The following is a 24,591-nucleotide window of genomic DNA, read 5'->3' on the forward strand; positions in this document are numbered from 1 at the left end:
TACTTCAACTATTTCAGCAAAGGTTTCACGACTAACGCCGCATAAGCGCTTGAACTCACCTTCTGAAAGCGATTGTAGCTCCGTATACGGCATACCAACTCCCCAGTGTCTTGATGCTGATCTACTCCCTTATTGTGCAATCTCGATTATGAACTGGCACACTACTTGACCATTCATGCAGGAGGTCTATTCTGTGACTGGCTACGCTTTGCCTCTACAATCCTTCCTCTCGATAGCAGGATGTTGGCGAGGGAATGTAGGCGGGGTGATTCTTGTCCGCGCCCATGTCTGCGCCAGTAGAATGCCATGCAATTCTTTACACGATGTTCATTTATAGCCCTGTTCTCCGATCGGGTTAGGTGCTTATAAGAGGTAAAATAATTTGTAATAAAGAATTCAGAAATTCACTAGAAACGTACCATGAGCGATAGCACCACAGCTCCCGTTAGCATCTCCTCGTTTAATCTGGATGAGCTTAACCAAAAATTTGACAAAGCTCATCCCAGAGAGATCCTGGCTTGGTGTGTTACAAATATCCCCACGGGACTGGTGCAAACCAGCGCCTTTAATGTGGATGATTTGGTAATTACGGATCTTTTATACCGCGATCTCAAACCAGCAACGCCAGTGCCAGTCCTGTTTCTGGACACGCTGTATCACTTTCCTCAAACCCTGGAGTTAGTTGCTAAAGCGCAGGCACTTTACAATTTAAACCTCCAAACTTACAAAATTCCCGATCTAGACTCCCGCGAAGCCTTTGCGGCTAAATACGGCGAAGCGCTGTGGGATAAGGACATCACTCAATTTCACCACCTGACCAAAATTGAACCATTGCAACGGGGTCTAGCAGAACTCAGCACCGTTGCCTGGATTACCGGACGCCGCCGCGACCAAGCCGTGACTCGTGCTGATATGCCAGTCTTGGAACTAGATTCACAGCAACGGCTGAAAGTGAATCCTCTGGCCAACTGGACACGCAAGGATAGCTGGGCTTATGTGGCTGAGCATGGCATGATTTACAATCCTCTGCACGATCAGGGATATGCCAGCATCGGCGACGAACCCATCACGACACCCGTTGCTGAGGGTGAAGACGAACGCGCAGGTCGCTGGCGCGGCATGGGTAAAACCGAATGTGGAATTCACATTTAGAATGTCTAATGGGTAATAGGTAATGGGTAATGGGTAATGGCAAGAAGATTACCCATTACCCATGACCAATCACCAATTACCAATTAGCAAAATGATTAAAATCCTCCACCTATCCGATATTCACATGGGGAGTGGCTTCTCCCACGGACGGGTCAATCCGGAAACCGGAGTAAACACACGCCTTGAGGATTTTGTCAATACTTTATCGAAGTGTATTGACCGAGCGATCGGGCAAAGCTCAGATGGAGAGAATGCCGAACCCGTCGATTTAGTCTTGTTCGGTGGAGATGCTTTTCCCGATGCAACGCCGCCGCCATATGTACAGGAAGCGTTTGCCAGTCAGTTTCGCCGCTTAGTCGATGCTCAGATCCCAACGGTGTTGCTCGTGGGGAATCACGACCAGCATTCTCAGGGGCAGGGAGGCGCAAGTTTATGTATTTATCGGACATTAGGAGTGCCGGGGTTTATTGTAGGCGATCGCATCGTCACCCACCGCATCGAAACCCGCAGCGGCCCCGTCCAAATCATTACCCTCCCTTGGCTTACCCGTTCGGCGCTGCTGACGCGCCCGGAAACTGAAGATTTGTCTCTAGCCGAAGTCAACGAGTTATTAATTAAGCGTCTTGAGCCTTGCCTGGAAGGAGAAATCCGGCGTCTAGATCCGGAAGTACCAACCGTTCTTTTAGCTCACCTGATGGCAGACCGAGCTAACTTAGGTGCAGAGCGCTTCCTAGCAGTCGGCAAAGGGTTTACCATCCCCATCTCGATGCTGACGCGACCTTGCTTTGACTACGTTGCACTGGGGCACGTCCACCGACATCAGAACCTCAACAAGTCGAACCAGCCTCCAGTGATCTACCCAGGCAGTATTGAGCGAGTCGATTTCAGCGAAGAAAAAGAAGACAAAGGCTATGTGATGATTCAGATGGAACGAGGCAACGCCCAGTGGGAATTTTGTCCTCTTCCCGTGCGCCCCTTCCGGACTATCGAAGTGGATGTCTCTGATGCATCTGAGCCGCAAGCCGCTTTAATCAAAGCGATAGGCAAAAAAGATATTAAAGATGCTGTCGTACGGCTAATCTACAAACTGCGTTCCGAGCAGATAGATTTGATTGATAATAACGCCCTGCACGCCAGCTTAAGTGACGCCCACACCTACACAATTCAGGCGGAATTAGTCAGTCAGCTAGCGCGTCCTCGCTTGCCCGAACTCGGTTCTAGTGCCAGCACCGATCCAGTGGAAGCGCTGAAAACTTACTTAGCCAATCGGGAAGACCTTAAGGATATTGCCGCCTTGATGCTGGAAGAAGCCCAGAAGTTACTGGCACATGAGGAAGAGGCGTGGTTCAACGCTTCTGACATTGAGGAAGCATTAGAGGCAGGAACGAATCAACCGAGTCAGCAATCTGTGGCAACGACAGATTCCCAGCTGCGTTTACTGTAAAAGTCTTGCTTGAATTTGTGCTAAATCTGCAAGGATTCAGTATTACTTAGTATGTGCGTATTTTTCATACTAAGCATGGTTCAGTATACGTATAATTACATAAACTAAAAAGCAGGTTTGAGCGTATCAGCAAAAAGCAAAAGACTCTGAAAAAGTTTAAAATTTAGATAAATAGATTACAGAATTTGAGTAAATGAGCTTTCGGGAACAGACTTCTCAGCAAGTCACAATGCAGCCTTTAATGTCTAAATTTTTACCAGCAGTTTTAGTCGTAGCTGCTTTTAGCGTTGGTGCAGCGGCACACATCCAACCAGCTTTGGCGGGAACTTGTGCGGCAAAGTGCCCCCCAGCCCCGATTCAGTTCGTACCGGGACAACGCATCACCTATGAGGTGGTAAACCTGACATCGAGTTTGGTTCAGATGCAAAAGGTGGTGGGTACCGATCCGATTCCCCTGAATCCCGGACAAGTCGTGTCTTTCACGAGGGGAGGGGGTACAGACCCGAATCTATCACTTTTGCTGTGGGATGCGACGGGTTTACCCCTAGGAGTGAGACTCGCTAAACCGAATCCTAGAACTTTACGAATCGAAGTCCGTCCTGGTGGGCGTCCTCCAGGCGATCGCACAATTTATTTAAGAGATGACGGTCGGGTTGCTGTTTATTAAAAGCGATCGCATATCCCTATAGACCCAATCATTTAACGAATTAAAACTGATAGGATGGGCTGAGCCAGACTGCTGGAAATACGACGCCTGTGCAAGATCGCCCTCATTCAGAATCATCCCCTCGTCCTGCCCGATTGCCCAATCATCGATGGCAAATATTTCCAGTACGAGACGAACTAGCCCAACAGTTAGCTAAAACGACGGGTCTTTCACCACTGTTAAGTCAGGTACTGATTAACCGAGGCATTGAGACACCTGAAGAGGCGCAAGCATTCCTAGATCCAGAATCTCAGGTTTTGCCCTCACCGTTGGAAGAATTTCCCGACTTAGCAATGAGTGTGGAGTTGTTGCAAGAAGCGATCGCATCCCAGCGCAAAATTGCGATCTGCGGAGACTATGATGCGGATGGGATGACCAGCACCGCGCTATTACTCCGGGCATTGCGGTGGTTAGGGGCGCAGGTGGATTATGCGATTCCCAGCCGCATGAGTGAAGGCTACGGGATTAATCGCCGTATTGTCGAAGAATTTCACCGGGAAGGCGTTTGGCTGATTTTAACGGTAGATAACGGCATTTCTGCTTTTGAACCGATCGATCGGGCACGACATCTGGGTGTCAAAGTCATTGTCACCGATCATCACGATATTCCCGAAAAACTGCCGCCAGCCGATGCCATTCTCAATCCCAAGCTGATTCGAGAATCTTCCCCTTATCGCGGGGTGGCGGGCGTCGGCGTCGCTTATATCTTGGCTGTCACCCTCGCTCAACAGATGGGTCAAACGAAGGGATTGGTGAAGCCACTATTAGAGCTCTTTACCCTCGGAACCATTGCCGATTTAGCACCGTTAACTGGGGTAAACCGCCGCTGGGTGAAGCGGGGTTTGCAACAATTACCGAATTCTCAACTAGCGGGAGTTCAGGCGCTGATTCAGATAGCGGGAGTACCACAAGGCACAGAGAACAGCGAAGCGGAAACTCCAAAATCTAAAATCCCAAATCCACAATCCTTAAAGCCAGAGGATATTGGGTTTCGCCTGGGGCCAAGAATTAACGCCGTGGGACGGATTGCCGACCCGCAGACGGTGATTGAATTGCTGATAACTGATGATATGGGAATCGCACTGGAACGGGCGATGCAGTGCGAACAAATTAACAAACACCGACAGCAACTCTGTGAAGAGATTGAACGGGATGCTGTTACTTGGTGTGAAGAAACCCAGATTATTGGAACTCCGAATAAAAAGTTAGATTCTGACAGTGAGGTTTTACCTCAAATTCCAGATAAGTCGATTGACTTCCAGCAAGAACGGGTGTTAGTGCTGGTTCAACCGGGATGGCATCATGGGGTGATTGGAATTGTTGCCTCGCGCTTGGTGGAACGCTACGGCGTGCCGGTGTTTATCGGAACTTATGAAGATGAGCATCACGTCCGGGGTTCGGCGCGGGGAATTCCTGAATTTCACGTATTTGAAGCTTTGCAGTTTTGTCAGGATTTGCTGGGGAAATTTGGCGGACACAAGGCGGCGGGGGGCTTTTCGATGCCAGCCGAAAATCTCCCCGCATTGCGATCGCGTCTTAGCCTTTTTGCTCATCAGTGTCTGGAACCCCAGCACCTAAAGCCGCTACTTAAGATCGACGTTCAGGCGAATCTCAACGAGATTAATCTCGACTTGTATCAACAGATTGATGCCCTCCACCCGTGCGGGATTGAAAACGCCGATCCCGTATTCTGGACGCCGAATGTCCGCGTAGTTGAGCAAAAAATTGTCGGGAAGGGTCACGTCAAATTAAAATTCCAAGACTCTGGGGATAACGGGAGTCAGGTTCGGAAAATCGAAGCGATCGCTTGGCGATGGGGCAATTATTACCCTTTACCGTCGCGGGTTGATATCGCCTACAAACTGCGACAAAATACCTGGAATGGCAACACCACAATACAACTGGAGTTAGTAGGTCTGCGACGTTCCACGGGGGAACCTCATCAATTGTCCTTCTCCCCAGGATTGAAAGCTGAGTTTCACTACAACCAGCGTCGCTATACCTGTAGCCTTTCTGAGTCTTTAAAAGAGTTAAAAATTAGAAATCCCGAAGGCAAGGTTCTGGCGATTCAGCAAGGACACCGAATGGGTTTACTCGGAATCACGCGGGAAAATGCCAAAGAGGTTGATGTGACGAAACCTCCGTTTTATCCATTGATTAAAGCGGCAATGCAAGCGCTGGATCTACCGGGGAAAAATACCTAAGTTTTCTGAGAAAGCTAGATAAGATTTTTTAAGGCAAAGTAACGCAAAGGGATTTGCCAAGTTACACAAAGCTATCTGCTCATCCTTCGCGTAGACTCTGCGCTATCCTTTGCGGTACTTTGCGTTGAAAATACGATTTTGTGTCAAAATGCCAGTCTTTTAGAGGTCGCCGCCTCGAAATGCCAGCACGAAGATAACTGCTGGGCCAGCAAGCATAATTACCGCCACAAAGCCTAGCTGAGCAATGACTTCCCAGTTGATGCTGCTCAAACCGCTGAACAAGTCGCTGAAAATCTCCATTTGTCCTGCCTTTCTACGGGTATTTACAATGTGTTGATTTGAATAGCTAATTGGCAAATTTTGCCATCTAATCTTACCCAGCGATCGCGTCTTTTATTTAAAGAACTTTACAAAAGTATAAACAATGACAAAAACCCCTCAGAAAGTCGTTTCTTGTGGCTGGCAAGGAAAAACATCTCTCCAAGGCGCGATTTATCGCGTCTAAACTGAAGAGACGAGAACTTTTTGAAAGATGGTTTGGAACAATGCCGACTTGGCGATGTGTTAAGCAATGTGGAGCCTGCTGTCATCTCGATCCAGCAGATCGCCCTGACTTAGATCAATATCTCATGCCAGAGGAGTTACAGCTATATCTGAGCATGGTCGGCGAAGGGGGATGGTGTGTGAATTTCGATCGGGAGACGCGAGAATGTCAGATTTATCTAGATCGTCCTCGCTTTTGTCGGGTGCAGGCAGATGTTTTTGAGGAATTGTACGGCATTGAGCCAGAGGAACTCAATGACTTTGCGGTGGAGTGTTGCCGCGAACAGATTGAAGGCGTTTATGGCGATCGCTCTTTAGAAATGATCCGATTTAACCAGGAAGTTGGCTTTTGAAACCGATTAGGAACTTAAATCTTCTGCAAGCAACCAAAGGTTGATATTTGTACCATATTCTGAGAAAATGAAAAGAATATGAAAATTAGCTAGCGTTGAGCCTAACTCAATAGTGAAACTTTCTGCACTGCCTCCTAGCCTGCCTGCCTTAGAGCGTCCTAGCGCCCAGGTACCTGCCGTTGAATCAGCGCCTTCACCCTCTTCAAAGATTAGCCATTCTAAATCTCAAAAGCCAAAAGTGAAGCTTTTCCAGCGGGTACCTTGGACAGTCTTTAGCTCCACGTTCTTGACGATCTTTTTGGCAGAAATGGGAGATAAAACTCAGGTGGCAACGCTGCTGATGAGTGCAGAATCTCAGTCGCCGTGGTTGGTGTTTGCAGGGGCGGCGGTGGCACTGATTGCCACAAGCTTGGTGGGTGTATTGTTGGGGCGCTGGCTGGCAACTAGGCTATCTCCTAAAACCTTGGACATGGCAGCGGGAGCGTGTTTGCTTTTCGTTTCTGTGATGTTGCTGTGGGATGTCGTACATTTTTAAGTTGCAAGATTTTCACGTTGCAAGGTTGGCACTTTGAAAGTTCAACCTGTCAGCGATTCAAAACTTTCAACCTTTAACCCTTCCAACCTTCAACTATGGATTGGCATCTTCTCGGAATTAGTTTCATCACGGTATTTTTAGCGGAGATTGGCGATAAAAGCCAATTGGCAGCGATCGCGCTCAGTGGCAGTTCTAAATCTCCCCGCGCCGTGTTTCTCGGAACGATCGCCGCACTGCTGTTGGCTAGCTTCCTGGGAGTCATTGCTGGGGAAGGCGTGGCGGTGCTGTTGCCTGCGCGGTTACTCAAAGCGATCGCAGCCATTGGGTTTGCCTTAATTGCCGTCCGCTTGTTGTGGCCCGATACCGATGTGCCAGAAGATTTAGAAGAGATACCGTAAAGATCGGGTTTGGGCTTTGAGTTCTTAGATTGGGAAGAAAAATTCCAGCCAGAAAAACATTAATTCTGGAAAAAGCCCGTAAAAAAACAAGGCTTTAGCTCTAGGAGTGTCAACATAGATTTAGTCAGTTGCAGCGCTTCCCACTATGAGCTATTGCCTCAATCCAGCTTGCCCAAACTCTCAAAATCCCTCTGATACAAAGTTTTGCCTGACTTGCGGCACTAAGTTGCTGCTCAAAGACCGCTACCGTGCCATCAAACCGATTGGGCAAGGCGGTTTTGGTAGAACTTTTTTGGCAGTGGATGAAGACAAACCTTCTAAACCGCGCTGCGTAATCAAGCAGTTTTACCCGCAAGCCCAAGGCACCAGCACGGTTAAAAAGGCAATTGAGTTATTTAACCAAGAAGCGATGCGGCTGGATGAACTGGGTAAACATTCCCAGATTCCCGAATTACTGGCATATTTTACTCAAGACGATCGCCAGTATTTGGTGCAAGAGTTTATCGATGGGCAAAACTTAGCCCAAGAATTGGCACAGGTGGGTGCTTTTAGCGAATCTCAGATTCGTCAGTTGCTGAGTGATTTATTGTCAGTGCTGCAATTTGTCCACAGCCAACAAGTGATTCACCGAGATATTAAGCCAGAAAATATTATTCGCAGAAGTCGCGATCGCAAGCTCGTTCTGGTTGATTTCGGCGCGTCTAAAGTTGCCACCACTAACGCCCTCAACCAAACGGGAACCAGCATTGGCAGCCCTGAATATGTGGCACCAGAGCAAGCCAGAGGCAAAGCTTCTTTCGCTAGCGATATTTATAGTTTAGGCGTCACCTGCATTCATCTATTAACTCAGCGCTCTCCATTTGACTTGTACGATATTAACGAAGATGCTTGGATTTGGCGGCAATATTTAATCTCTAAAGTTAGCGATTCGCTGGACAAAATTCTGGACAAAATGCTGCAAACTGCTCCCAGTCGGCGCTATCAATCAGTAGAAGAAGTCTTGAAAGACCTGAATCCTTCGCCAGCCCAAGTCACGGTAATTTCTCATACACCGGCGACACCTGCCAAGCCTCTAAAATCATCGCCAGTGACACCACCCGTTGCCAACAAGCCCCCTAATACATCCAAAAGCCAAATTGATATTGAATTAGAGGCTTTAAAAGCCGAAATAATGGGTGGTAGCACCGCCAAAAACGAAAATCAAAAATCGGCGTCCCCACAACCTCCATCTTCAAATCCTGCTAAAGCTAACAGCCAGGTCGATTTGGAATTGGAGGAGCTAAAAAGTCAGTTTCTGGGATCTCCAACGCCCAAAAAGCCCCCTCAGAGCTAGCGCCTTGGGGATGGCTGTTTGGAAGGCACCGCCATCAATTAAACAATCTCAAACAGCGATCAGAGGCTGAACGCGAGCCGGAAAACCCGCCGAATTGAGCGCCTCAACCGCTGTGTTGTGGTCTTGCACCCAGAATTGACGACCAAGGCGAACGGTTAAGTGCCGCTGTCCTCCTTTCACCGTTGCAATCACCGGGACATTTGCTTTGTCTTTATCGCCTGAGTGTTCTTGGAGATTGGTCATCAAGCGATGCTGTTCCGCAATGTCACCCGCTTGATGAGGTGTCAGTTCCACCATCACCATCCGCACTTGTTCAATGGGTTCTGTATCCTCAACGATCAGCTGAGTTTTATCGTCTCGCCTGTCTACTTTTCCCCAAATAATCAGGCGATTATCCACGACCAGATGTAAGTGAATGCGTTCGTAAGTTTTCGGAAAGACGACGGCTTCAGATTGACCTGTTAAGTCTTCGATTTGCAAGATCGCCATGCGATCGCCTTTTTTGGTGACTACGGGTTTGATCCCGCTGACTATCACAATGGCGCTAAGAGTCGTATCCTCCCGCTGGTCGCCGAGTTCGCTAAGATTAATCGGAGCGAGAATTTGAGCGGATTTCCGCACAGATTTAAGGGGATGGTCAGAGACGTAAAAGCCTAGCAGTTCTTTCTCAAAATGTAACTTTTCGTGTTGAGAAAAATCAGGGATGGCTGAAGCCTTGGGAGCAGATTCAAAGCTACTTTCTGTTGTCGTATTTCCAAAGTCAAAGAGATTTCCCTGACCGCTGGCTCGGTCTTTGGCGCGGTTTTGTCCCCAAGGGAGAACTAGCTCAAGGTCTTTGCTTAATTGCTGTCGGTTGGGTTCGAGGGTATCAAACGCACCGCATTTGATCAAAGCTTCTAAGGCGCGGCTGTTAACTGTGCGAAGATCCACGCGATCGCACAAATCAGCTAAAGACTTAAAATTGCCCCCGGTTTCTCGTGCTGCCAAAAGACACCGAATCGCCCCCTCTCCCACATTTCGGACTGCCGAAAGCCCGAACAAAATACTCTCTTGCAGCGGTGTAAAATCAACTCCCGATCGATTAATATCTGGCGGCTCCACTTGAATATTCATACTCAAACAAGTGGTGATATACTTTTGCACCTTATCCTGGTCGCCACTGTTAGAGGTCAGCAGCGCTGCCATGTATTCAACGGGATAATTTGCTTTTAAATATGCCGTTTGATAAGTTACATAAGCATAAGCCGTTGAATGGGATTTATTGAAGCAATATTCGGCAAATTTAACCATCTGCTCGAATAAATCTTCAGCAATCTTTTCCTTTACCCCATTTTTAGCAGCTCCATCAATAAAGGCTTCTCGATGCTTTTGCATTTCCGAAACCTTTTTTTTGCCCATCGATCTTCTCAATAAATCTGCTTGGCCTAGAGAATATCCGGCTAAATCCTGAGCCATTTTCATGATTTGTTCTTGATAAACAAGAACCGCATAAGTTTCTTGCAGAATTGGCTCTAGTAAGGGATCGACATACTTGATTTCTTCTCGACCATGCTTGCGGTTAATAAATAGAGGAATCAGACCCGCATCTAATGGTCCTGGTCGATAGAGAGCAAGAATTGAGGAAATATCTTCGATGCTGGAAGGCTTCAGGTCGCGCACAATCTGACGCATCCCAGAAGACTCTAATTGAAAGATGCCTTCTAATTCACCTTTTTCTAATACTTCGTAGGTTTTTTGAATATCTAGGGGGATTTTTTTAACTTCACTTTTGGCTAAGATTTTCTGAGCTTTTCTTTCTTCAAGTGGGAGTTGATCGGGGTCGAGAGTAATATTTTTATTTTGCTTAATTAGATCGATGCTTTTCTGGATCATAGTTAGGTTTCTTAACCCCAGAAAGTCCATCTTTAACAACCCCAGCGATTCCAAGTCTTCCATGAAATACTGGGTAATGACTGAGCCGTCATTATTTCGTTGTAGCGGCACAATTTGATCTAAAGGTTCTGCTGAAATCACGACACCGGCGGCGTGTACCCCAAAAGTTTTGTTCGTTCCTTCAATTCGCATTGCCATATCAATCCAATGGCGAACGATGGGGTCATTATTGTATTTTTCTTTAAACTCTGGTGCGGGGGTATCATCCGAAATCATCACCTTGAGTTTTGTTGGCTTACCACGCACCACTGGGATCAGTTTCGCCATTTTGTCTGCATCCCCATAGGGAATATTCAACACTCTGGCGACATCTTTCAACACAGCTTTAGACGTGAGGCGGTTAAAGGTAATAATCTGCGCCACCCTATCCGTGCCATACTTTTGGGTAACATATTCAATCACTTTGTCCCGTTGTTCAATGCAGAAATCCGTATCAATATCTGGCATAGATTTCCGTTCTGGGTTCAAAAATCGCTCGAATAGTAACCCATGATGGACGGGATCGATGTTAGTAATTTTTAAGGCATAAGCAACCAGAGAACCCGCCGCAGAACCGCGACCAGGCCCTACTGGAATATTATTATCTCTGGCATATTTGATATAGTCCCAAACGACTAGAAAGTAAGTTGAAAATCCCATTTGTTGCATCATTTTCAACTCATATTCCAGCCTTTCTTTATAGATGGGATCGACTTCAGCACGCGAACGATAACCAAAGCGTTCTAAGAGACCTTTCCAAGTAACATTTTCGAGATAGGTATCGGCGGTGTAGTCGGCTGGGATAGGATAGTCGGGAAGGCGAGGTTCGCCGAGGATGTTGTAAGGTTGAACTTTGTCTGCGACTTCTAGGGTATTTGCGATCGCTTCCTCAATTACGTCGTCCGGTAGATGATCTCGAAACAGATATTTCATCTCATCAGCGGATTTCAGATATTCAGTGCCGCTGTAGCGCATCCGATTATCTTCAGAAATCAGTTTTCCGGTCTGAATACATAACAATGCGTCGTGAGCTTCGACATCGTTGCAGGAAATAAAATGGGAATCATTAGTAGCGACAATTTTTATGTCTAGTTCCCGCGCAATTTTTACAATCTCAACGTTAACTGTTCGGTCTTCTTGAGAACCGTGATCTTGAATTTCTAAATAAAAATCTTCACCGAAAACATCTTTATACCACTGAGCAGTTCGACGAGCAACATCGGGTCGGCGCTGAAGAATTGCTTGAGGAATTTCACCTCCCAAACAAGCACTGGTAACAATTAAACCTTCATGGTATTCAGCTAATAATTCTTTATTGATACAAGGGCGGGCAAAAATTCCTTTTCCCTGATACCCTTTGAGATGAGAAATTGTTGTTAGTTTAACTAGGTTTTTATAGCCTTTTGTATTTTTAGCTAATACAACTTGGTGATATTTTTTTCTGCCGCGCTTTTGTTCTTCAATATCACCATTAACGACATACATTTCATTGCCAATAATCGGCTTAATCGTTTTCCCACGACAAACCTTAATTAGCTCAATCGCGCCATACATAACACCGTGATCTGTGAGCGCGATCGCAGGCATCCCCAATTTCAATGCTTGATCCACCAGTTCCGGTAACTGACTGGCACCATCCAGCAAACTGTAATCACTGTGAACGTGCAAACCAACAAAAGACATATTCGGTAATCGGTAATTGGTAATCGATAATCGGTAATCGGTGATGCCAATTACCGATTACTAATCTAGAGTTTTGGAGCGCGTAGATGCCAATCAGTTGCTTGCTCATAGGCATAAGCAACTTGCAGTAGCAAATCTTCTCGCAACACGTTACTCATCATCTGTATCCCAATCGGTAATCCCTGGTCATCGAATCCACAAGGTAAACTCAATCCAGGCAAACCTGCGAGATTTAAAGGAATCGTCATCAGGTCATTTAAATACATACTCAAGGGATCTTCGCTATTTTCCCCTGCTTTAAATGCGGTGGTGGGAGCAGTGGGAGACACTAAGATATCCACTCTTTCAAAAGCCCGTTGGAAGTCTTGTTTAATCAAGGTGCGGACTTTTTGCGCTTTCAGATAATAGGCGTCGTAATATCCTGCGGAGAGAGCATAAGTGCCTAACATGATCCGCCGCTTAACTTCGGTGCCAAAACCAGCGGAGCGGGTCTGAGTATACATTGACAATAGATTGTCCGCGTCAGGCGTCCGGAAGCCATACTTCACGCCGTCGTAACGGGCGAGATTGGCGGATGCCTCGGAAGGAGCAATGATGTAATAGGTGGGCAAACCGTAGCGGAAGCGGGGACAAGAAATTTCTTGAATTTCGGCTCCCAAATTTTGCAGCTGCTCAATCGCTTTTGTGACTGCTTGCCAGACGCAGGAGTCTACACCTTCGCCAAAAGTTTCTTTAATAAAACCGACTCTCAACTGACCTCTAGGTCTCAGGTCAGGTCTCAAGGATTTGGCATAGTTTGGGATTTTTACGTCAAGACTGGTGGAGTCTTTGGGATCGTAACCTGCGATCGCTCCCAGTAAAATTGCCGCATCTTCGACTGTCCGCGCAAATGGCCCAATTTGGTCCAAAGAAGACCCATAAGCAACCAGACCAAAACGGGAAACCAGCCCATAAGTCGGTTTTAACCCGACAACGCCGCAGAAAGATGCTGGCTGACGGATAGACCCCCCTGTATCGGAACCGAGAGACACCACACACTCTCTTGCCGCCACCGCCGCCGCCGAACCGCCAGACGATCCTCCCGGCACCCGCTGTAAATCCCAAGGGTTGGCGGTGACTTGATAGGCAGAGCTTTCCGTAGAACTGCCCATCGCAAACTCATCCATATTCGTTTTGCCCACCATCACCGCACCAGCATCTGCCAGTTTTTGGGTCACGGTTGACTCGTAGGAGGGGACAAAATTTTCCAAAATCTTGGAACCGCAAGTGGTGCGAATTCCCTGGGTACAGAGATTGTCCTTGATGCCAATGGGAATGCCAGCCATCAGCCCGATTTCTTCACCAGCAGCGATTTTGGCATCCACAGCTTGAGCCTGTTCTAATGCTCTCTCTGCCGTCACGCTCAAAAAACTATTCAATTTCGGCTCTAGTGCCTGAATGCGGTCTAAAGCTTCTTGAGTGAGTTCTACAGCGGAGCGTTCTTTACTAATGAGTTGTTTGTGCAACTCGCGGATGGATGGCATGCTTTGCTTCTACCTTTAGTGACTCAAAGTCCAGATATTTAGTATAGGTCGTGGTTTAGACGCGGTGGTTAATTCAGCAATCCTTTGGGATTGTGAAATTTTAGCGGGAAGTTTGGCAAACCCGGAAATGCCGAACCGAAGGTTGTTCTACACAAGACATCCCTTTCCCGACGCTGTCCAGTTACCCTCCAAGTCGAGCATACTGGATCGTGTCCGTAACACACGCCAGGTCAATTATGCGTCGATTTCAGTTTTGCGCGATCGCTCCCATGCGCTTTCTCGCTCAGAAAGTATTGAGACTCGCAACCCTATTGCTATTGTCTCTAACATTTTTCGGTTGGACACTCCCAGTGCAAGCCGCTAGCCAAATTAGTCCGCGATTGGAAGAGCAAATTTTGCAGGTGATTCGTCAGCACCCAGAAGTAATTCTGGAGTCGGTTCAGGCATATCAACAACAACAACAACAGCGGCTAAGCCAAGCCCAGCAGTCATTTTTGCAGGAGTTCAAGACCAATCCTAAGGCAGTGATTGGTGCCTCTCCGACGACGGGAACAGAGTCGTCAAAGGTTGTGCTAATCGAATTTTCAGACTTCCAATGTCCTTATTGTGCCCAAGCGCATGACACGCTAAAGGAGCTGATCGCAAAGCATCCGGATGAAGTGACTTTAGCTTACAAGCATTTTCCCCTGACTCCGATCCATGCGGAAGCCATGCCAGCAGCTAAAGCGGCTTGGGCGGCAGATCGGCAAGGCAAATTCTGGGAATACCATGATGCTTTATTTGCCAAGCAAGAAAAATTGGGCGAGGAGTTGTATGTGGAGATTGCCCAAACACTCAACTTGGATTTAGAGCAATTTAACCGCGATCGCGCTAGCGATACGGCTAGTGCTGCGATTGGACAGGATGTTCAGCTAGCCGAGAGTTTAGGGCTTGCAGGCACTCCCTTTTTCTTGATCGATACTGAGACTTTCTCAGGTCCTATCCAACTGTCAGATATGGAAAATCTACTCACTGCTGCCAAATAGTTCTAGCGTCATCAAGATTGAATCTGGATGGAGCGCTTTAAGCGTTCATTGCCTTTGAGCGCTTCTGACAGCCTCAGTCATTTAGCTGTACCTGAGTTGACAGAATGCCAGATTACAGAGAGGCTGTCACTTTGGTAACTAAAGGCAGTGTAATCAGAAACTCAGCTCCCTTACCGGGAGAAGAAATGCACTCCAGCTGACCACCATGTTTTTCGACGACCACTTGGTAGCTGATGGACAAACCCAATCCGGTGCCTTTGCCAATCGATTTGGTGGTAAAGAAAGGTTCAAACAGGCGCTGTCTAACCGTTTCAGTCATCCCCCGTCCATTGTCAGCGATGCGGATTTGCACCTGCTGGGGGTTCAGTAACTGGGTATAAATGGTGATTCGGCTGGGATTTTCTTTGATGTCCTGAGGCGATCGCTGAGCGTCCCGTTCGTCTAGGGCATCCATCGCATTGGAAAGCACATTCATAAACACCTGATTCAACTGACCGGCGTAGCATTCCACCAAGGGCAAATTTCCGTATTCCTTGATGATTTCAATGCCGCGACGGTCAGATTTGTCTTTCAGGCGGTTGTGCAGGATGGTTAGCGTGCTGTCAATTCCTTCGTGAATGTTAACCGCTTTCACTTCTGCCTCATCCATGCGTGAGAAGTTGCGGAGTGCCAGCACGATCTCCTGAATTCGGTCGGCTCCAACTTTCATCGACGATAGCAGCTTCGGCAAGTCTTGCATCAGGAATTCTAGGTCAATCGCTTCAGCTTCTTCCTGAATTTCTGAATGTGGGTGAGGATAGTGCGTTTGATACAGTTCCAGCAACCTCAGCAAGTCTTGCATATAGTCGTTGGCATAAGTGAGATTGCCGTAGATGAAGTTGACGGGATTATTAATTTCATGGGCAACGCCAGCAACTAACTGTCCCAGACTGGACATTTTTTCAGTTTGTACCAATTGCGCCTGAGTCTGCTGGAGTTCCTTGAGTGTCTGCTCTAACTCGTGTGCTTTAGTACGGGTTTGATTGTACAGGTCTGCCTGGTTGAGCGCGATCGCAAACTGCTCGATCACGCCCTGTAACAACTCGACCTCGCTATCGTTCCAGCAACGCGGCTCGGTGCTGTGGCTACAGCAAATTGCGACAACCATACCCCCAGGTAACTGAACGGGGATAATCAGTACTGTTCGCATTCCTAGCGTGCGTACAAAGTCTCGCCAAGTGGGATCTTCTACCGTCTCGATATCTTCTATTCGTAAGGTTTCCAGCTTTAGAAGTTTGGTCGCTAACACACCGAATGCCGATGCAGGATAGCGTCCGGTCAAATCGGGTAGGTGAGCAAGGCGAACTTCCGGAGAAATTTCCCAGTATGGCTCCTCTACATTGCCGTGATACCAGCCAAGATGACATCGATCGGTCTGAAGGACTTTCTGGATTTCGTGCAATGTTGTCTCTAAGATGGCATCAAAGTCAAGAGAATTGCGAATCTGGTTTGTGAGCCGATTAATTAACTGTTCGCGCTGTGCTTGCTCTTTTAGCTGCTGAACGGACAATCGCAAGGCATCTTCTACCCGTTTGCGTAAGCGAAGCTCGTCGTAGACATCGCTAATATCCCTCGTGATGACAACGATACCCAGAATGTTACCGTGAGCATCCCGCCAAGGAGCTTTTGTCGTTAAAAAGGTGGTGTTGATGTCACCATTAGAAACCACTTCCTCATAAGCTTCAGTAACGCCTGCTTCCATAATCTGACGGTCTCTCGCCATGATTTGGTGGGCAATGTCGGGAGGTAGCAGTTCAGAATCGTCTTTGCCAAGAATCTCCTCAATTGGCTTTCCAAAGAAGTTTGCCAAATTAGAGTTGAGCGCGATATGACGCCCCTGCCGATCTTTGACAAGGATGAAGTCTGGTGTACTTTCCAAAATAGAGCCTAAGATGGCATTGCGTTCGCGCAGGACTGCTTCCGCTTGTTTGCGTTCGTCTTCGACGCGCTTGCGATCGCTGATATCCGTCGAAATTCCACCCAGCGCGTAAGGCACACCATCCTCATCCAGAATTGGGAAATGCACCGAAACGTAGGTATGCAAACCATCTTCATGGAGGATAATTTCTTCTGAGACGATGGCTTTTCCCCCTGCCAGAATCCGTCGATCGTTCTGTGTAAACTGTTGAGCCATTTCTTGGGGAAACAAGTCGTAATTCGTCTTTCCTTTAATCTCCTCTCTGGTAATGCCAAATAACCGTTCAAATTCCCGATTAACCCGAATGTGTCGTCCTTGAATATCCTTTAAATAAATCACTGCCGGACAGTTATCGATAATCGCTTGTAGTTCTGCCTCGCTCTCTTTCAAAGCGGCTTCTGCCTGCTCTCGCTCTCGAATTTCGTCTTGCAGGTGTGCCACCACCGCTCGGAGTTCCTGGGTGCGTTCCTCGACTCGTTGTTCTAGCTCTAGCTTCCCTTGGTTCAGTGCTGCTTCCGCTTCCTTTCGCTCCGTGATATCCAGCAGCACCCCACAGAAGATGATTTCACCCTGATTGTTTTTTGTAGGGATAGAACTACTACCCTGCCACCAGCGTATCTCTCCATTTGGCTTGATTAATCGCCCTTCATAGTGCCAAGGGATGGATTGCTCAATCACTTCAGTGACCGATGCATAATAGCTTTCTAAGTCGTCAGGATGCACCTGACGAATGAACGCGCCGAAATCTGCCATCACCACCTCAGCCGTCACGCCTAGGAGATTCCAGATTCCTTCACTCATATAATCTACTCTCCAGACATCCTTCCGGTTGGTGAACTGGAAAATCACCCCAGGTAGATTCGCGGTGGTATCTCTAAATCGTGCCTCCTTAACGGCTAAAGCTGCCTCAGCTTGTTTGCGCTCCGTGATATCTTCGATTGCCAGGATGATGCCGCCCATCACTCCGGTTTCATCTTGCCAAGGACGAATCTCCCATTTGCGCCAACCAGTTGAGCCATCCGTTCGCTGAAACGGTTCTTCTACCAACATCTCGACTGCTTCGGTCAAACAACGTTGGTATGCTGCCTGTAAGGGTTCCCAATCCGAGGGACAAACTTCAGGATGCGATCGCCCAATAATTTCTGGTTGCTTCAGTCCCAGTTCGCTCAACCACCGCTGGCTGAAGAGCAGATAGTTGAGGTTGCTATCGAGAATGGCAGCCGCCAAGGGTAGGTTTTCAATGAATCGGAAACAAAGGCAATCGTGCTTCATCTGGCTCTGAGCCGGGAAGTGCTGTTTCATGAATTAGGGATTGGTTCCTACACTGGACAGTATCCAATACTGGGGTTTCTCAGCCTCCCCATCTGCATACCAAAGTGCATGATGACAAAGAGGATTCAATATCTAGAGTTCCCTCTACACAAACGCTAGTAACATTTGTTGAAATGACGAATTGCAAAAAAACTAGAATTATTCTGCGTATATAGATAAGTTTTATCGCTGACAAATACAAGTGAGAGGCATGCTACCACTCCACCTTACCAGCGCCCTAAATTCTGAATCAGGTTCAATACAAGAATTTAATTGCGTCGAATTATACAAACTTACTGAACGCGGCTTCAAAGCTAACTTCAAGGCTAAGTAGTACGCGATCGCACCGATGACATCAACTGTAACGCGATTCAAAATGAAACTCAGCTAGCACAAACACTGAAAATTTTAGACGATCCCCTCGTAGTCAAAAATGGGGAAACTTTCTCGTCGGGTGCTGTCTATTTATCTAATACGGACAGTTTATCAACTCGTGGCAGCGAGTCTTAAGGTAACTTATGCGTCGAATTCAATTTTGGGCATTTGCCCCCATCGTTCTACTCGCTACGTTCTCTCCTTTGATGGGTCAAGCGCGGCAGCCTCTAGCAAATGTTAGCGGTAATATTGTCCCCGTTGGTTTTTCTCAAGAAGGCTCTCTCTTGCTAGCGCAGGCAACTACTCTCTCACCGCTGGAACAAGGAGTGATTGCTGAAATGAATAAGGCGCGGAAAAATCCCGCCGCCTATGCCGCCGTACTGGAGAATTGGAAAAAACGCTTCCAAGGTAAGCAAGTGAGAATGTCTGGAAACGTCTTTTTACAAACCCAAGAAGGTGTGAAAGCCGTCGATGAAGCGATTCGCTTCCTGAAATCCACTCGTCCTCTCCCACCTCTAAGTGCATCTAAAGGGATGTCATTGGGGGCTAGGGATCATGTGAAAGACCAAGGACCAAAAGGTAAGGTTGGTCACAATGGGAGCGATCGCAGCGATCCGTTTTCTCGCATCAACCGCTACGGTTCCTGGCAAACCACCGCAGCCGAAAATATTAGTTACGGCTCTGACACCCCTCAATCTATCGTCATGCAGTTAATCATTGATGATGGAGTTCCGGATCGCGGTCACAGAAAAAACATTTTCAACCCGGCTTTCCGAGTCGCAGGAGTGGCTTTTGGGTCTCACGCAAAATACAAATCGATGTGCGTGATTACCTATGCTGGAGGATATAAAGAGAAATAGGCTTCATGCATCACTCGTCCTCTTCATCTCATCAGCTCAGCGTTCTCCGCCAGGGAAAAGGCTTTCCAATTCTCTGTCTACACGGTCATCCGGGGTTAGGCAGCAGTATGTCTGTCTTCACTAACCACTTATCCCAAAAATTCCAAACTTTTGCCCCTGACCTCCGGGGATACGGCAATAGTCGCATTAAGGGTAATTTTAGAATGGAAGACCATTTAACCGATTTGGAGGCGCTTCTAGACCGCTTCCAGATTGAGCGTTGCCTGGTATTGGGTTGGTCGTTAGGGGGGATTTTGGCGATGGAGTTGGCGCTGAAGCTGCCAAAGCGAGTCACGGGTTTGATTTTGATTGCCACAGCAGCACGCCCCCGTGGGAATCATCCGCCAATCAGCTGGCAGGATAATTTCTACACGGGGCTGGCTTCGATCGTGAACCGGGTACAGCCTGGGTGGGAATGGAATATTGAGACCTTTGGGAAGCGATCGCTTTATCGCTACCTGATCGGACAACACACTCCTGGCGCTTACCGCTACCTCGCATTGGAAGCGATGTCAGCTTACTTGCAAACCTCAGCGGCAGCAACACAGGCCCTCAATACTGCTCTGAGAGCTGGTTACAACCGATTGGCGGATCTCCAGCAAATCCAATGTCCGAGTTTGATGCTGGCAGGAGCAAGCGATCGCCACATCACCCCTGAGTCGAGTTTAGAAACGGCTCATCACCTCAAGGATTGCCAATGGCACTGCTACCCGAATACCGCTCATTTATTTCCCTGGGAAATTCCCGAACGGGTACTGCGGGACATTGACTCTTGGCTCGATAGCCATCCACAAGTCGTGACGCCAGCCAGAGTTTAGATACCATCGTCGCCTCACCCTGTCCCGAAGTGATGCAGCCCCCACAAAAGGGGATGCAAGTTCGAGTCTGGTATCCTTCCAATCTTGTGAATTCTTAGCATCCCAGAAGCATCTATTCCTAGCGATCGCACCCCTCTGGTAAACCCAGAGCGGTTAGGGGTAAGGTGCTAATGGGGATTCAAAGGAAGTGGATATCACCTGTGAAAAAGCTCAAAACCTAAGAAGGCTGACCGCTAAAAAACGTAGCTGTTCTTTGGCGGTCAAAACGCTCCCCCGACTCATCGTAAATCGTCAGCTTCTCTGGCTTACAGCGCTTCACAGTAGCCTTAATGCCTTTCGCTCCTTCTGCTTCCAGGTCTTCGATATAACCAGCTTTGGTTCTATCAGCTTCCTGGGAGCTAAGGAAAGGGCCAAAGTAGTAAGTACAACGGGGGTTGTCTGTGACAATCTCAACCCACGAAGCCCATCCAAAGAAGTGGAGAATGTTAATCAAGAATTCCTTCATGTTTTTGGCCTATCTTAGGGGATACAAAGCAGTCTTCTAAAAGGTTGTTCTTTACATTCTGTTATATTCTGTCATCTTTCTTTTTGAAAGTCTCTTTTGAAAGATTATTCAAGTAGAGCCGATTCGACCAGCGCTGACGATATATCTCATAAAGAGCCATTCCCCCTGCGACTGACGCATTCAGGCTCGGTGTGTTTCCCTGTAGCGGAATCGAAATCAGGAAGTCACAACACTTTTGTGTCAGAAGATTCAATCCTTCACCTTCAGAACCAATCACCAATACTACTGGCCCGGTAAATTGAGTAGTGTGTAACATTTGACCATCGCCTGCGGCGGTGCCATAAATCCAAAAGCCAGCCGCTTTCAATTCTTCTAAGGCACGGCTGAGGTTAACCACTCTGGAAACAGGAAAAGTTTCTAAAGCTCCGACTGCCACTTTCATGACGGCGGATGTGATTCCCACTGCTCGTCGTTGAGGGATCACCAATCCCTGGGCACCCAAAGCTTCTGCCGTGCGAATAATCGCTCCTAGATTGTGGGGATCGGTAATGCCATCCGCTACCACCAGCACTGGCTGCTCCGAGACGGATTTTGCCTGAGCGATTAACTCACTCAGGTCAGTGTAAGCGTAGGGTGCGACTTGAGCGACCACTCCTTGGTGATTTGCCCCGTGGCTAATTTGCTCTAAGCGGCGCGCACTAACTTCATCGATTACCGTTCCCCGTTCCTTGGCTTTCAGTAGGAGGGAGTGAAACCGGGAATCATAACGCAAATTTGGCAGTATCCAAACCCGATTCAGCTGGCGATGTTTTTCCAACGCTGTGAGGACAGGATGCCGTCCATAAATCAGATCGCTTTCTTCTTCGGGTGCGGCTGCTGCTGCTCGATCCTCGTCCTGAAAACGACCTCTGGGGATCTCCCGTTCGTGACGGTTGGGAATTGACTTCTTTGGCTTGAAGTTGTCTGTCGGGCGCGTGTCAATTGAGTCTGTGTTTATGTGGCGGGAAGCAGGACGGATTTGTTGACGCTCCCGGCGCGTGTCAGTTGAGTCTGTGTCTTTGTGGCGGGAAGCAGGACGGATTTGCTGACGCTCCCGGCGCGTGTCAATTGAGTCTGTGTCTTTGTGACGGGAAGCAGGACGGATTTGCTGACGCTCCCGGCGCTGGAGAATTGGCTTGACTTGCTCGTGCTTCCCAACTGGGCGCGAATCCCGATTGACATCCTCGTTATCAGAGAAGGAACGATCCTGGGGCGTCTGTTGCTCTACAATTCGCTTCCCAATCCGATTGTCCCCAAGACGCTTTGGGAAGGCACGCTTGGCTCGAATGGGCTTCCCTCGACTGGCGCTGGATCTGCTTGGAGGCTGAGGGCGGCGATGTTGATCGGCCATATTGTTAAGAATCTTTAACTTGTGGAAGTGGATTTAGCTCTAAGTAGCTCAGCAGCTGATTCAATCGCTGGGGATCTGTTAGGTAAAGATAGCCCATCAACGTCTCTAAGCTGCTAGCTTGTTGATAAATTTCGGGATCGAGGCGCTTGGGACGACCTGCCGCGGCGTTACGTCCCCGCCGCAAGATTTCTAATTCTGTGTTGGTAAGGTGGGGTTCGAGCGATCGCAATGCTTTTGCCTGACTTTCAGCTCTCACTTGCGCCACTACCATGTCATGATAAGCGTGGGATCGCTTGGGTGGCAGTAGATAAAAACTACGGATATAAAGCTCATACACGGCATCTCCTAGATAAGCTAAAGACGCCGGGGAAATCCGCTGAATTTGCGTGCGACGATCTGCGATCGCCCAGATCGAGTTCAACGATATTTTGGTTTCACCCAGTACGGGGTTAGTATTCAGCCAATCTGAACACTCTTCCTCCTGTGAACTCACATCTATGCCCTACCTCGCCCTCTAGTTGATCTTAATGCTTTTGCCTGAAAATCAGGGGATGGGGTATGGGGAGTCGGGAGTCGGTAGGGGGTAATCGGTAATTACCTGTTCCCTTGTCTCCTGCGCCTCTGCACTGCTGCTCTTTGTTTCCCCATCATTCCCGGTTCAGGACTTTTGAAAATGATTGGGGCGGGGGCTTTAGAACCCGCCCCTCAAGCGCGAGTAGCCGAATCATCGCGGCATACGAAAAGCGCATCCGCGCCGCTACGCGATCGCGCCTCTGTATAGGTCAAGCAGGCTTGACATTCTCCAATGCCGCTTCGACTGAAGGCTGCAATGACAGAAACTGTTCTAAGCGAACCAGCTTGACAGTTTGAGTCACTCGGGCATTTGTAACAATTTGCAAACTACCCTCAAGGCTTTGAGCCTTTTTCACCAGCTGCACTAGAGCGCCCAATCCAGAGCTATCAACAAAATCAATTTTGGAAAGATCCAGCACAACGTTGCTGGGTCCATCTTCAATACACTTGCTGATAACTTTCCGAAATGTGGGTTCGGAAAAAGCATCCAATAAGCCTGTGAGGCGGAATAGCTGATAATTGTCCCTAACTTCGCGAGTGCCTCTTAAGCTGACAGTTAGGGTTAGTGGCTCAGGAATAACACCCTCCTAGCTGGATTGTCCTTAGTCGAGGCTTTATTATAAAACACAATGCGCGGATATACGCATCTGTTGTAATTCGTCCTTAGTTATTCGCGACCGAGCAAGGATATTAAGACTTTCTACTTCATCCGGGACACCCTTCACCCCTCTTTCCCCCTCTCCCTCAAAGAGGGGGAAATCTACTCGCTAACGGGTCTTATCGAGGCAATGAGATCGCATCTAGGCGCTACGCTTATGCGATCGCATCTGCTCAACAAATTGCTCAAACAGATAGTCGGCATCGTGAGGGCCAGGGCTGGCTTCTGGGTGATACTGCACGGAAAAGAAGGGTAGAGATTTGTGACGCAACCCAGCCACGGTGCGGTCGTTCAGGTTTAGGTGGGTAATTTCTACTTCTGGATTTAGAGAATCTGCGTCAATGGCAAACCCGTGATTTTGGCTAGTAATCTCCACTCGCTGCTTCTCAAAACCGGCGGGTTGATTTAAGCCCCGATGACCAAATTTGAGCTTGAAGGTGTCAGCCCCCAGCGAAAGACCAAGAATTTGGTGCCCCATGCAGATCCCAAACATCGGTTTCTGGCTTTCTAGCAGCGCCCTTGTGGTTTCGATGCCTTCGGTGACAGCAGCGGGATCGCCGGGACCATTGGAAAGAAAAATTCCATCCGGGTTGTGCTTGAGAATTTCTTCGGGGGGTGTATTGGCGGGAACCACGACCACGCGGCAACCGTAACTCGCCAGACGCCGCAGGATGTTCCGTTTGATGCCAAAATCAATGGCAACCACCGTGAGGGGTTCCCCGCTTTCTGAGGGGATTCCAGGGCTAAATTCCCAACTCGACTCGGTGGGGTCAGACCACTCATAGACTTTGGCAGTGGTCACTTCCCGAACTAGATTCAATCCTGCCATGCTGGGAGCTTCTTGTACTTTCTCCAACAATTCAACGGGGTCAAGAATTTCAGTGGAAATCGCGCCATTCATGGCACCAGCAGAGCGAATCTTTCGGGTAAGGGCACGGGTATCGATGCCGTAAATGCCTGGAATGTTGTGTTGCTTGAGATAATCGGGCAAAGACTGGCTGGAACGCCAATTGCTGGGACGGGAGGCAATGTTACGAGCGATCGCGCCCCGCACTTGGGGACCATTCGATTCTTCATCATCTAGATTGACGCCAGTGTTGCCTAATTCTGGATAGGTGAAGGTGACAATCTGACCGCAGTAGCTGGGATCTGTCAAGACTTCCTGGTAGCCGGTGATACCTGTGTTAAAGACCACTTCACCGATAGCTGTTCCAGGGGCACCAAAAGACCAGCCTTTGTACGACGTGCCATCGGCAAGGACAAGCAGAGCTGGTTGAGGAGAAGAAATAGACATA

At 48.2% G+C, this 24,591-nt stretch carries 20 protein-coding genes; 11 read left to right on the forward strand and 9 right to left on the reverse strand.

Features of this window, described 5'->3' with window-relative positions; genetic code table 11:
* The first annotated feature begins 420 nt into the window (after positions 1-420).
* From cysH to recJ, 4 genes are all read left to right on the forward strand, one after another.
* Positions 421-1,152, forward strand: a complete 732-nt coding sequence (cysH, locus tag H6F52_RS01355; RefSeq protein WP_190414784.1) for a phosphoadenosine phosphosulfate reductase — start codon at positions 421-423, stop codon at positions 1,150-1,152.
* Positions 1,153-1,243: 91 nt separating this feature from the next.
* On the forward strand, positions 1,244-2,596 hold the full coding sequence (gene sbcD / locus H6F52_RS01360; protein WP_190531538.1) for an exonuclease subunit SbcD: 1,353 nt from the start codon (positions 1,244-1,246) through the stop codon (positions 2,594-2,596).
* A gap of 193 nt (positions 2,597-2,789) precedes the next feature.
* Positions 2,790-3,263, forward strand: coding sequence for a hypothetical protein (locus H6F52_RS01365; protein WP_242033813.1), 474 nt, complete (start codon positions 2,790-2,792; stop codon positions 3,261-3,263).
* A gap of 89 nt (positions 3,264-3,352) precedes the next feature.
* Complete coding sequence (gene recJ / locus H6F52_RS01370) at positions 3,353-5,506, forward strand: single-stranded-DNA-specific exonuclease RecJ (RefSeq protein ID WP_190531418.1); 2,154 nt, start codon at positions 3,353-3,355, stop codon at positions 5,504-5,506.
* A gap of 159 nt (positions 5,507-5,665) precedes the next feature.
* Here recJ and H6F52_RS01375 read toward each other — a convergent pair whose 3' ends face one another.
* Complete coding sequence (locus H6F52_RS01375; protein ID WP_190414819.1) at positions 5,666-5,788, reverse strand: photosystem II reaction center protein Ycf12; 123 nt, start codon at positions 5,786-5,788, stop codon at positions 5,666-5,668.
* Positions 5,789-6,051: 263 nt separating this feature from the next.
* On the opposite strand from H6F52_RS01375, the gene H6F52_RS01380 reads away from it, so the two are divergent.
* From H6F52_RS01380 to H6F52_RS01395, 4 genes are all read left to right on the forward strand, one after another.
* Positions 6,052-6,402 (forward strand): YkgJ family cysteine cluster protein, encoded by a 351-nt coding sequence (locus H6F52_RS01380; protein ID WP_190429480.1) that lies wholly within the window; start codon positions 6,052-6,054, stop codon positions 6,400-6,402.
* 208 nt (positions 6,403-6,610) lie between these two features.
* Positions 6,611-6,937 (forward strand): TMEM165/GDT1 family protein, encoded by a 327-nt coding sequence (locus tag H6F52_RS01385; RefSeq protein ID WP_347275957.1) that lies wholly within the window; start codon positions 6,611-6,613, stop codon positions 6,935-6,937.
* 95 nt (positions 6,938-7,032) lie between these two features.
* The gene (locus tag H6F52_RS01390; protein WP_190531420.1) at positions 7,033-7,335 is read left to right on the forward strand and encodes a TMEM165/GDT1 family protein; all 303 of its coding nucleotides are present in this window, start codon (positions 7,033-7,035) and stop codon (positions 7,333-7,335) included.
* 145 nt (positions 7,336-7,480) lie between these two features.
* A complete protein-coding gene (locus H6F52_RS01395) occupies positions 7,481-8,668 on the forward strand; it encodes a serine/threonine-protein kinase (RefSeq protein ID WP_190531422.1) in 1,188 nt (395 codons plus the stop codon).
* A 48-nt stretch (positions 8,669-8,716) separates the two neighbouring features.
* Here the strand turns inward: H6F52_RS01395 and H6F52_RS01400 are convergent, their stop codons facing one another.
* The gene (locus H6F52_RS01400) at positions 8,717-12,262 is read right to left on the reverse strand and encodes a DNA polymerase III subunit alpha (protein ID WP_190531424.1); all 3,546 of its coding nucleotides are present in this window, start codon (positions 12,260-12,262) and stop codon (positions 8,717-8,719) included.
* A 65-nt stretch (positions 12,263-12,327) separates the two neighbouring features.
* Positions 12,328-13,785: an Asp-tRNA(Asn)/Glu-tRNA(Gln) amidotransferase subunit GatA gene (gatA, locus tag H6F52_RS01405; RefSeq protein WP_190414791.1), complete on the reverse strand. Its 1,458-nt coding sequence runs from the start codon at positions 13,783-13,785 to the stop codon at positions 12,328-12,330.
* A gap of 236 nt (positions 13,786-14,021) precedes the next feature.
* On the opposite strand from gatA, the gene H6F52_RS01410 reads away from it, so the two are divergent.
* The gene (locus tag H6F52_RS01410; protein WP_190531426.1) at positions 14,022-14,810 is read left to right on the forward strand and encodes a thioredoxin domain-containing protein; all 789 of its coding nucleotides are present in this window, start codon (positions 14,022-14,024) and stop codon (positions 14,808-14,810) included.
* A gap of 112 nt (positions 14,811-14,922) precedes the next feature.
* Here H6F52_RS01410 and H6F52_RS01415 read toward each other — a convergent pair whose 3' ends face one another.
* The gene (locus H6F52_RS01415) at positions 14,923-18,069 is read right to left on the reverse strand and encodes a PAS domain S-box protein (protein WP_190531428.1); all 3,147 of its coding nucleotides are present in this window, start codon (positions 18,067-18,069) and stop codon (positions 14,923-14,925) included.
* Positions 18,070-18,596: 527 nt separating this feature from the next.
* On the opposite strand from H6F52_RS01415, the gene H6F52_RS01420 reads away from it, so the two are divergent.
* Both H6F52_RS01420 and H6F52_RS01425 read left to right on the forward strand, forming a co-directional pair.
* Positions 18,597-19,313, forward strand: coding sequence for a CAP domain-containing protein (locus H6F52_RS01420; RefSeq protein WP_190531430.1), 717 nt, complete (start codon positions 18,597-18,599; stop codon positions 19,311-19,313).
* Positions 19,314-19,318: 5 nt separating this feature from the next.
* On the forward strand, positions 19,319-20,170 hold the full coding sequence (locus tag H6F52_RS01425; protein ID WP_190531432.1) for an alpha/beta hydrolase: 852 nt from the start codon (positions 19,319-19,321) through the stop codon (positions 20,168-20,170).
* Between the two features lie 217 nt (positions 20,171-20,387).
* On the opposite strand, the gene H6F52_RS01430 is transcribed toward H6F52_RS01425, so the two are convergent.
* The 5 genes from H6F52_RS01430 to carA all read right to left on the reverse strand — a co-directional run bounded on the left by H6F52_RS01430 (position 20,388) and on the right by carA (position 24,590).
* A complete protein-coding gene (locus H6F52_RS01430; protein WP_190414796.1) occupies positions 20,388-20,675 on the reverse strand; it encodes a DUF1816 domain-containing protein in 288 nt (95 codons plus the stop codon).
* 61 nt (positions 20,676-20,736) lie between these two features.
* Entirely contained in the window at positions 20,737-21,657 is a 921-nt protein-coding gene (gene rlmB, locus H6F52_RS01435; protein ID WP_347276055.1) for a 23S rRNA (guanosine(2251)-2'-O)-methyltransferase RlmB, read from the reverse strand.
* Between the two features lie 412 nt (positions 21,658-22,069).
* On the reverse strand, positions 22,070-22,507 hold the full coding sequence (locus H6F52_RS01440; RefSeq protein ID WP_242028867.1) for a ribonuclease III domain-containing protein: 438 nt from the start codon (positions 22,505-22,507) through the stop codon (positions 22,070-22,072).
* A gap of 340 nt (positions 22,508-22,847) precedes the next feature.
* Positions 22,848-23,216 carry an anti-sigma factor antagonist gene (locus H6F52_RS01445; RefSeq protein WP_190414821.1) on the reverse strand — a complete coding sequence of 123 codons (369 nt, stop codon included), beginning with the start codon at positions 23,214-23,216 and terminating at the stop codon, positions 22,848-22,850.
* 222 nt (positions 23,217-23,438) lie between these two features.
* On the reverse strand, positions 23,439-24,590 hold the full coding sequence (carA, locus tag H6F52_RS01450) for a glutamine-hydrolyzing carbamoyl-phosphate synthase small subunit (RefSeq protein WP_190414798.1): 1,152 nt from the start codon (positions 24,588-24,590) through the stop codon (positions 23,439-23,441).
* Position 24,591 lies beyond the last annotated feature (1 nt).

It is taken from the genome of Coleofasciculus sp. FACHB-542, assembly GCF_014695825.1.
In the GTDB taxonomy this organism is placed as follows: Bacteria; Cyanobacteriota; Cyanobacteriia; order Cyanobacteriales; family FACHB-T130; genus FACHB-T130.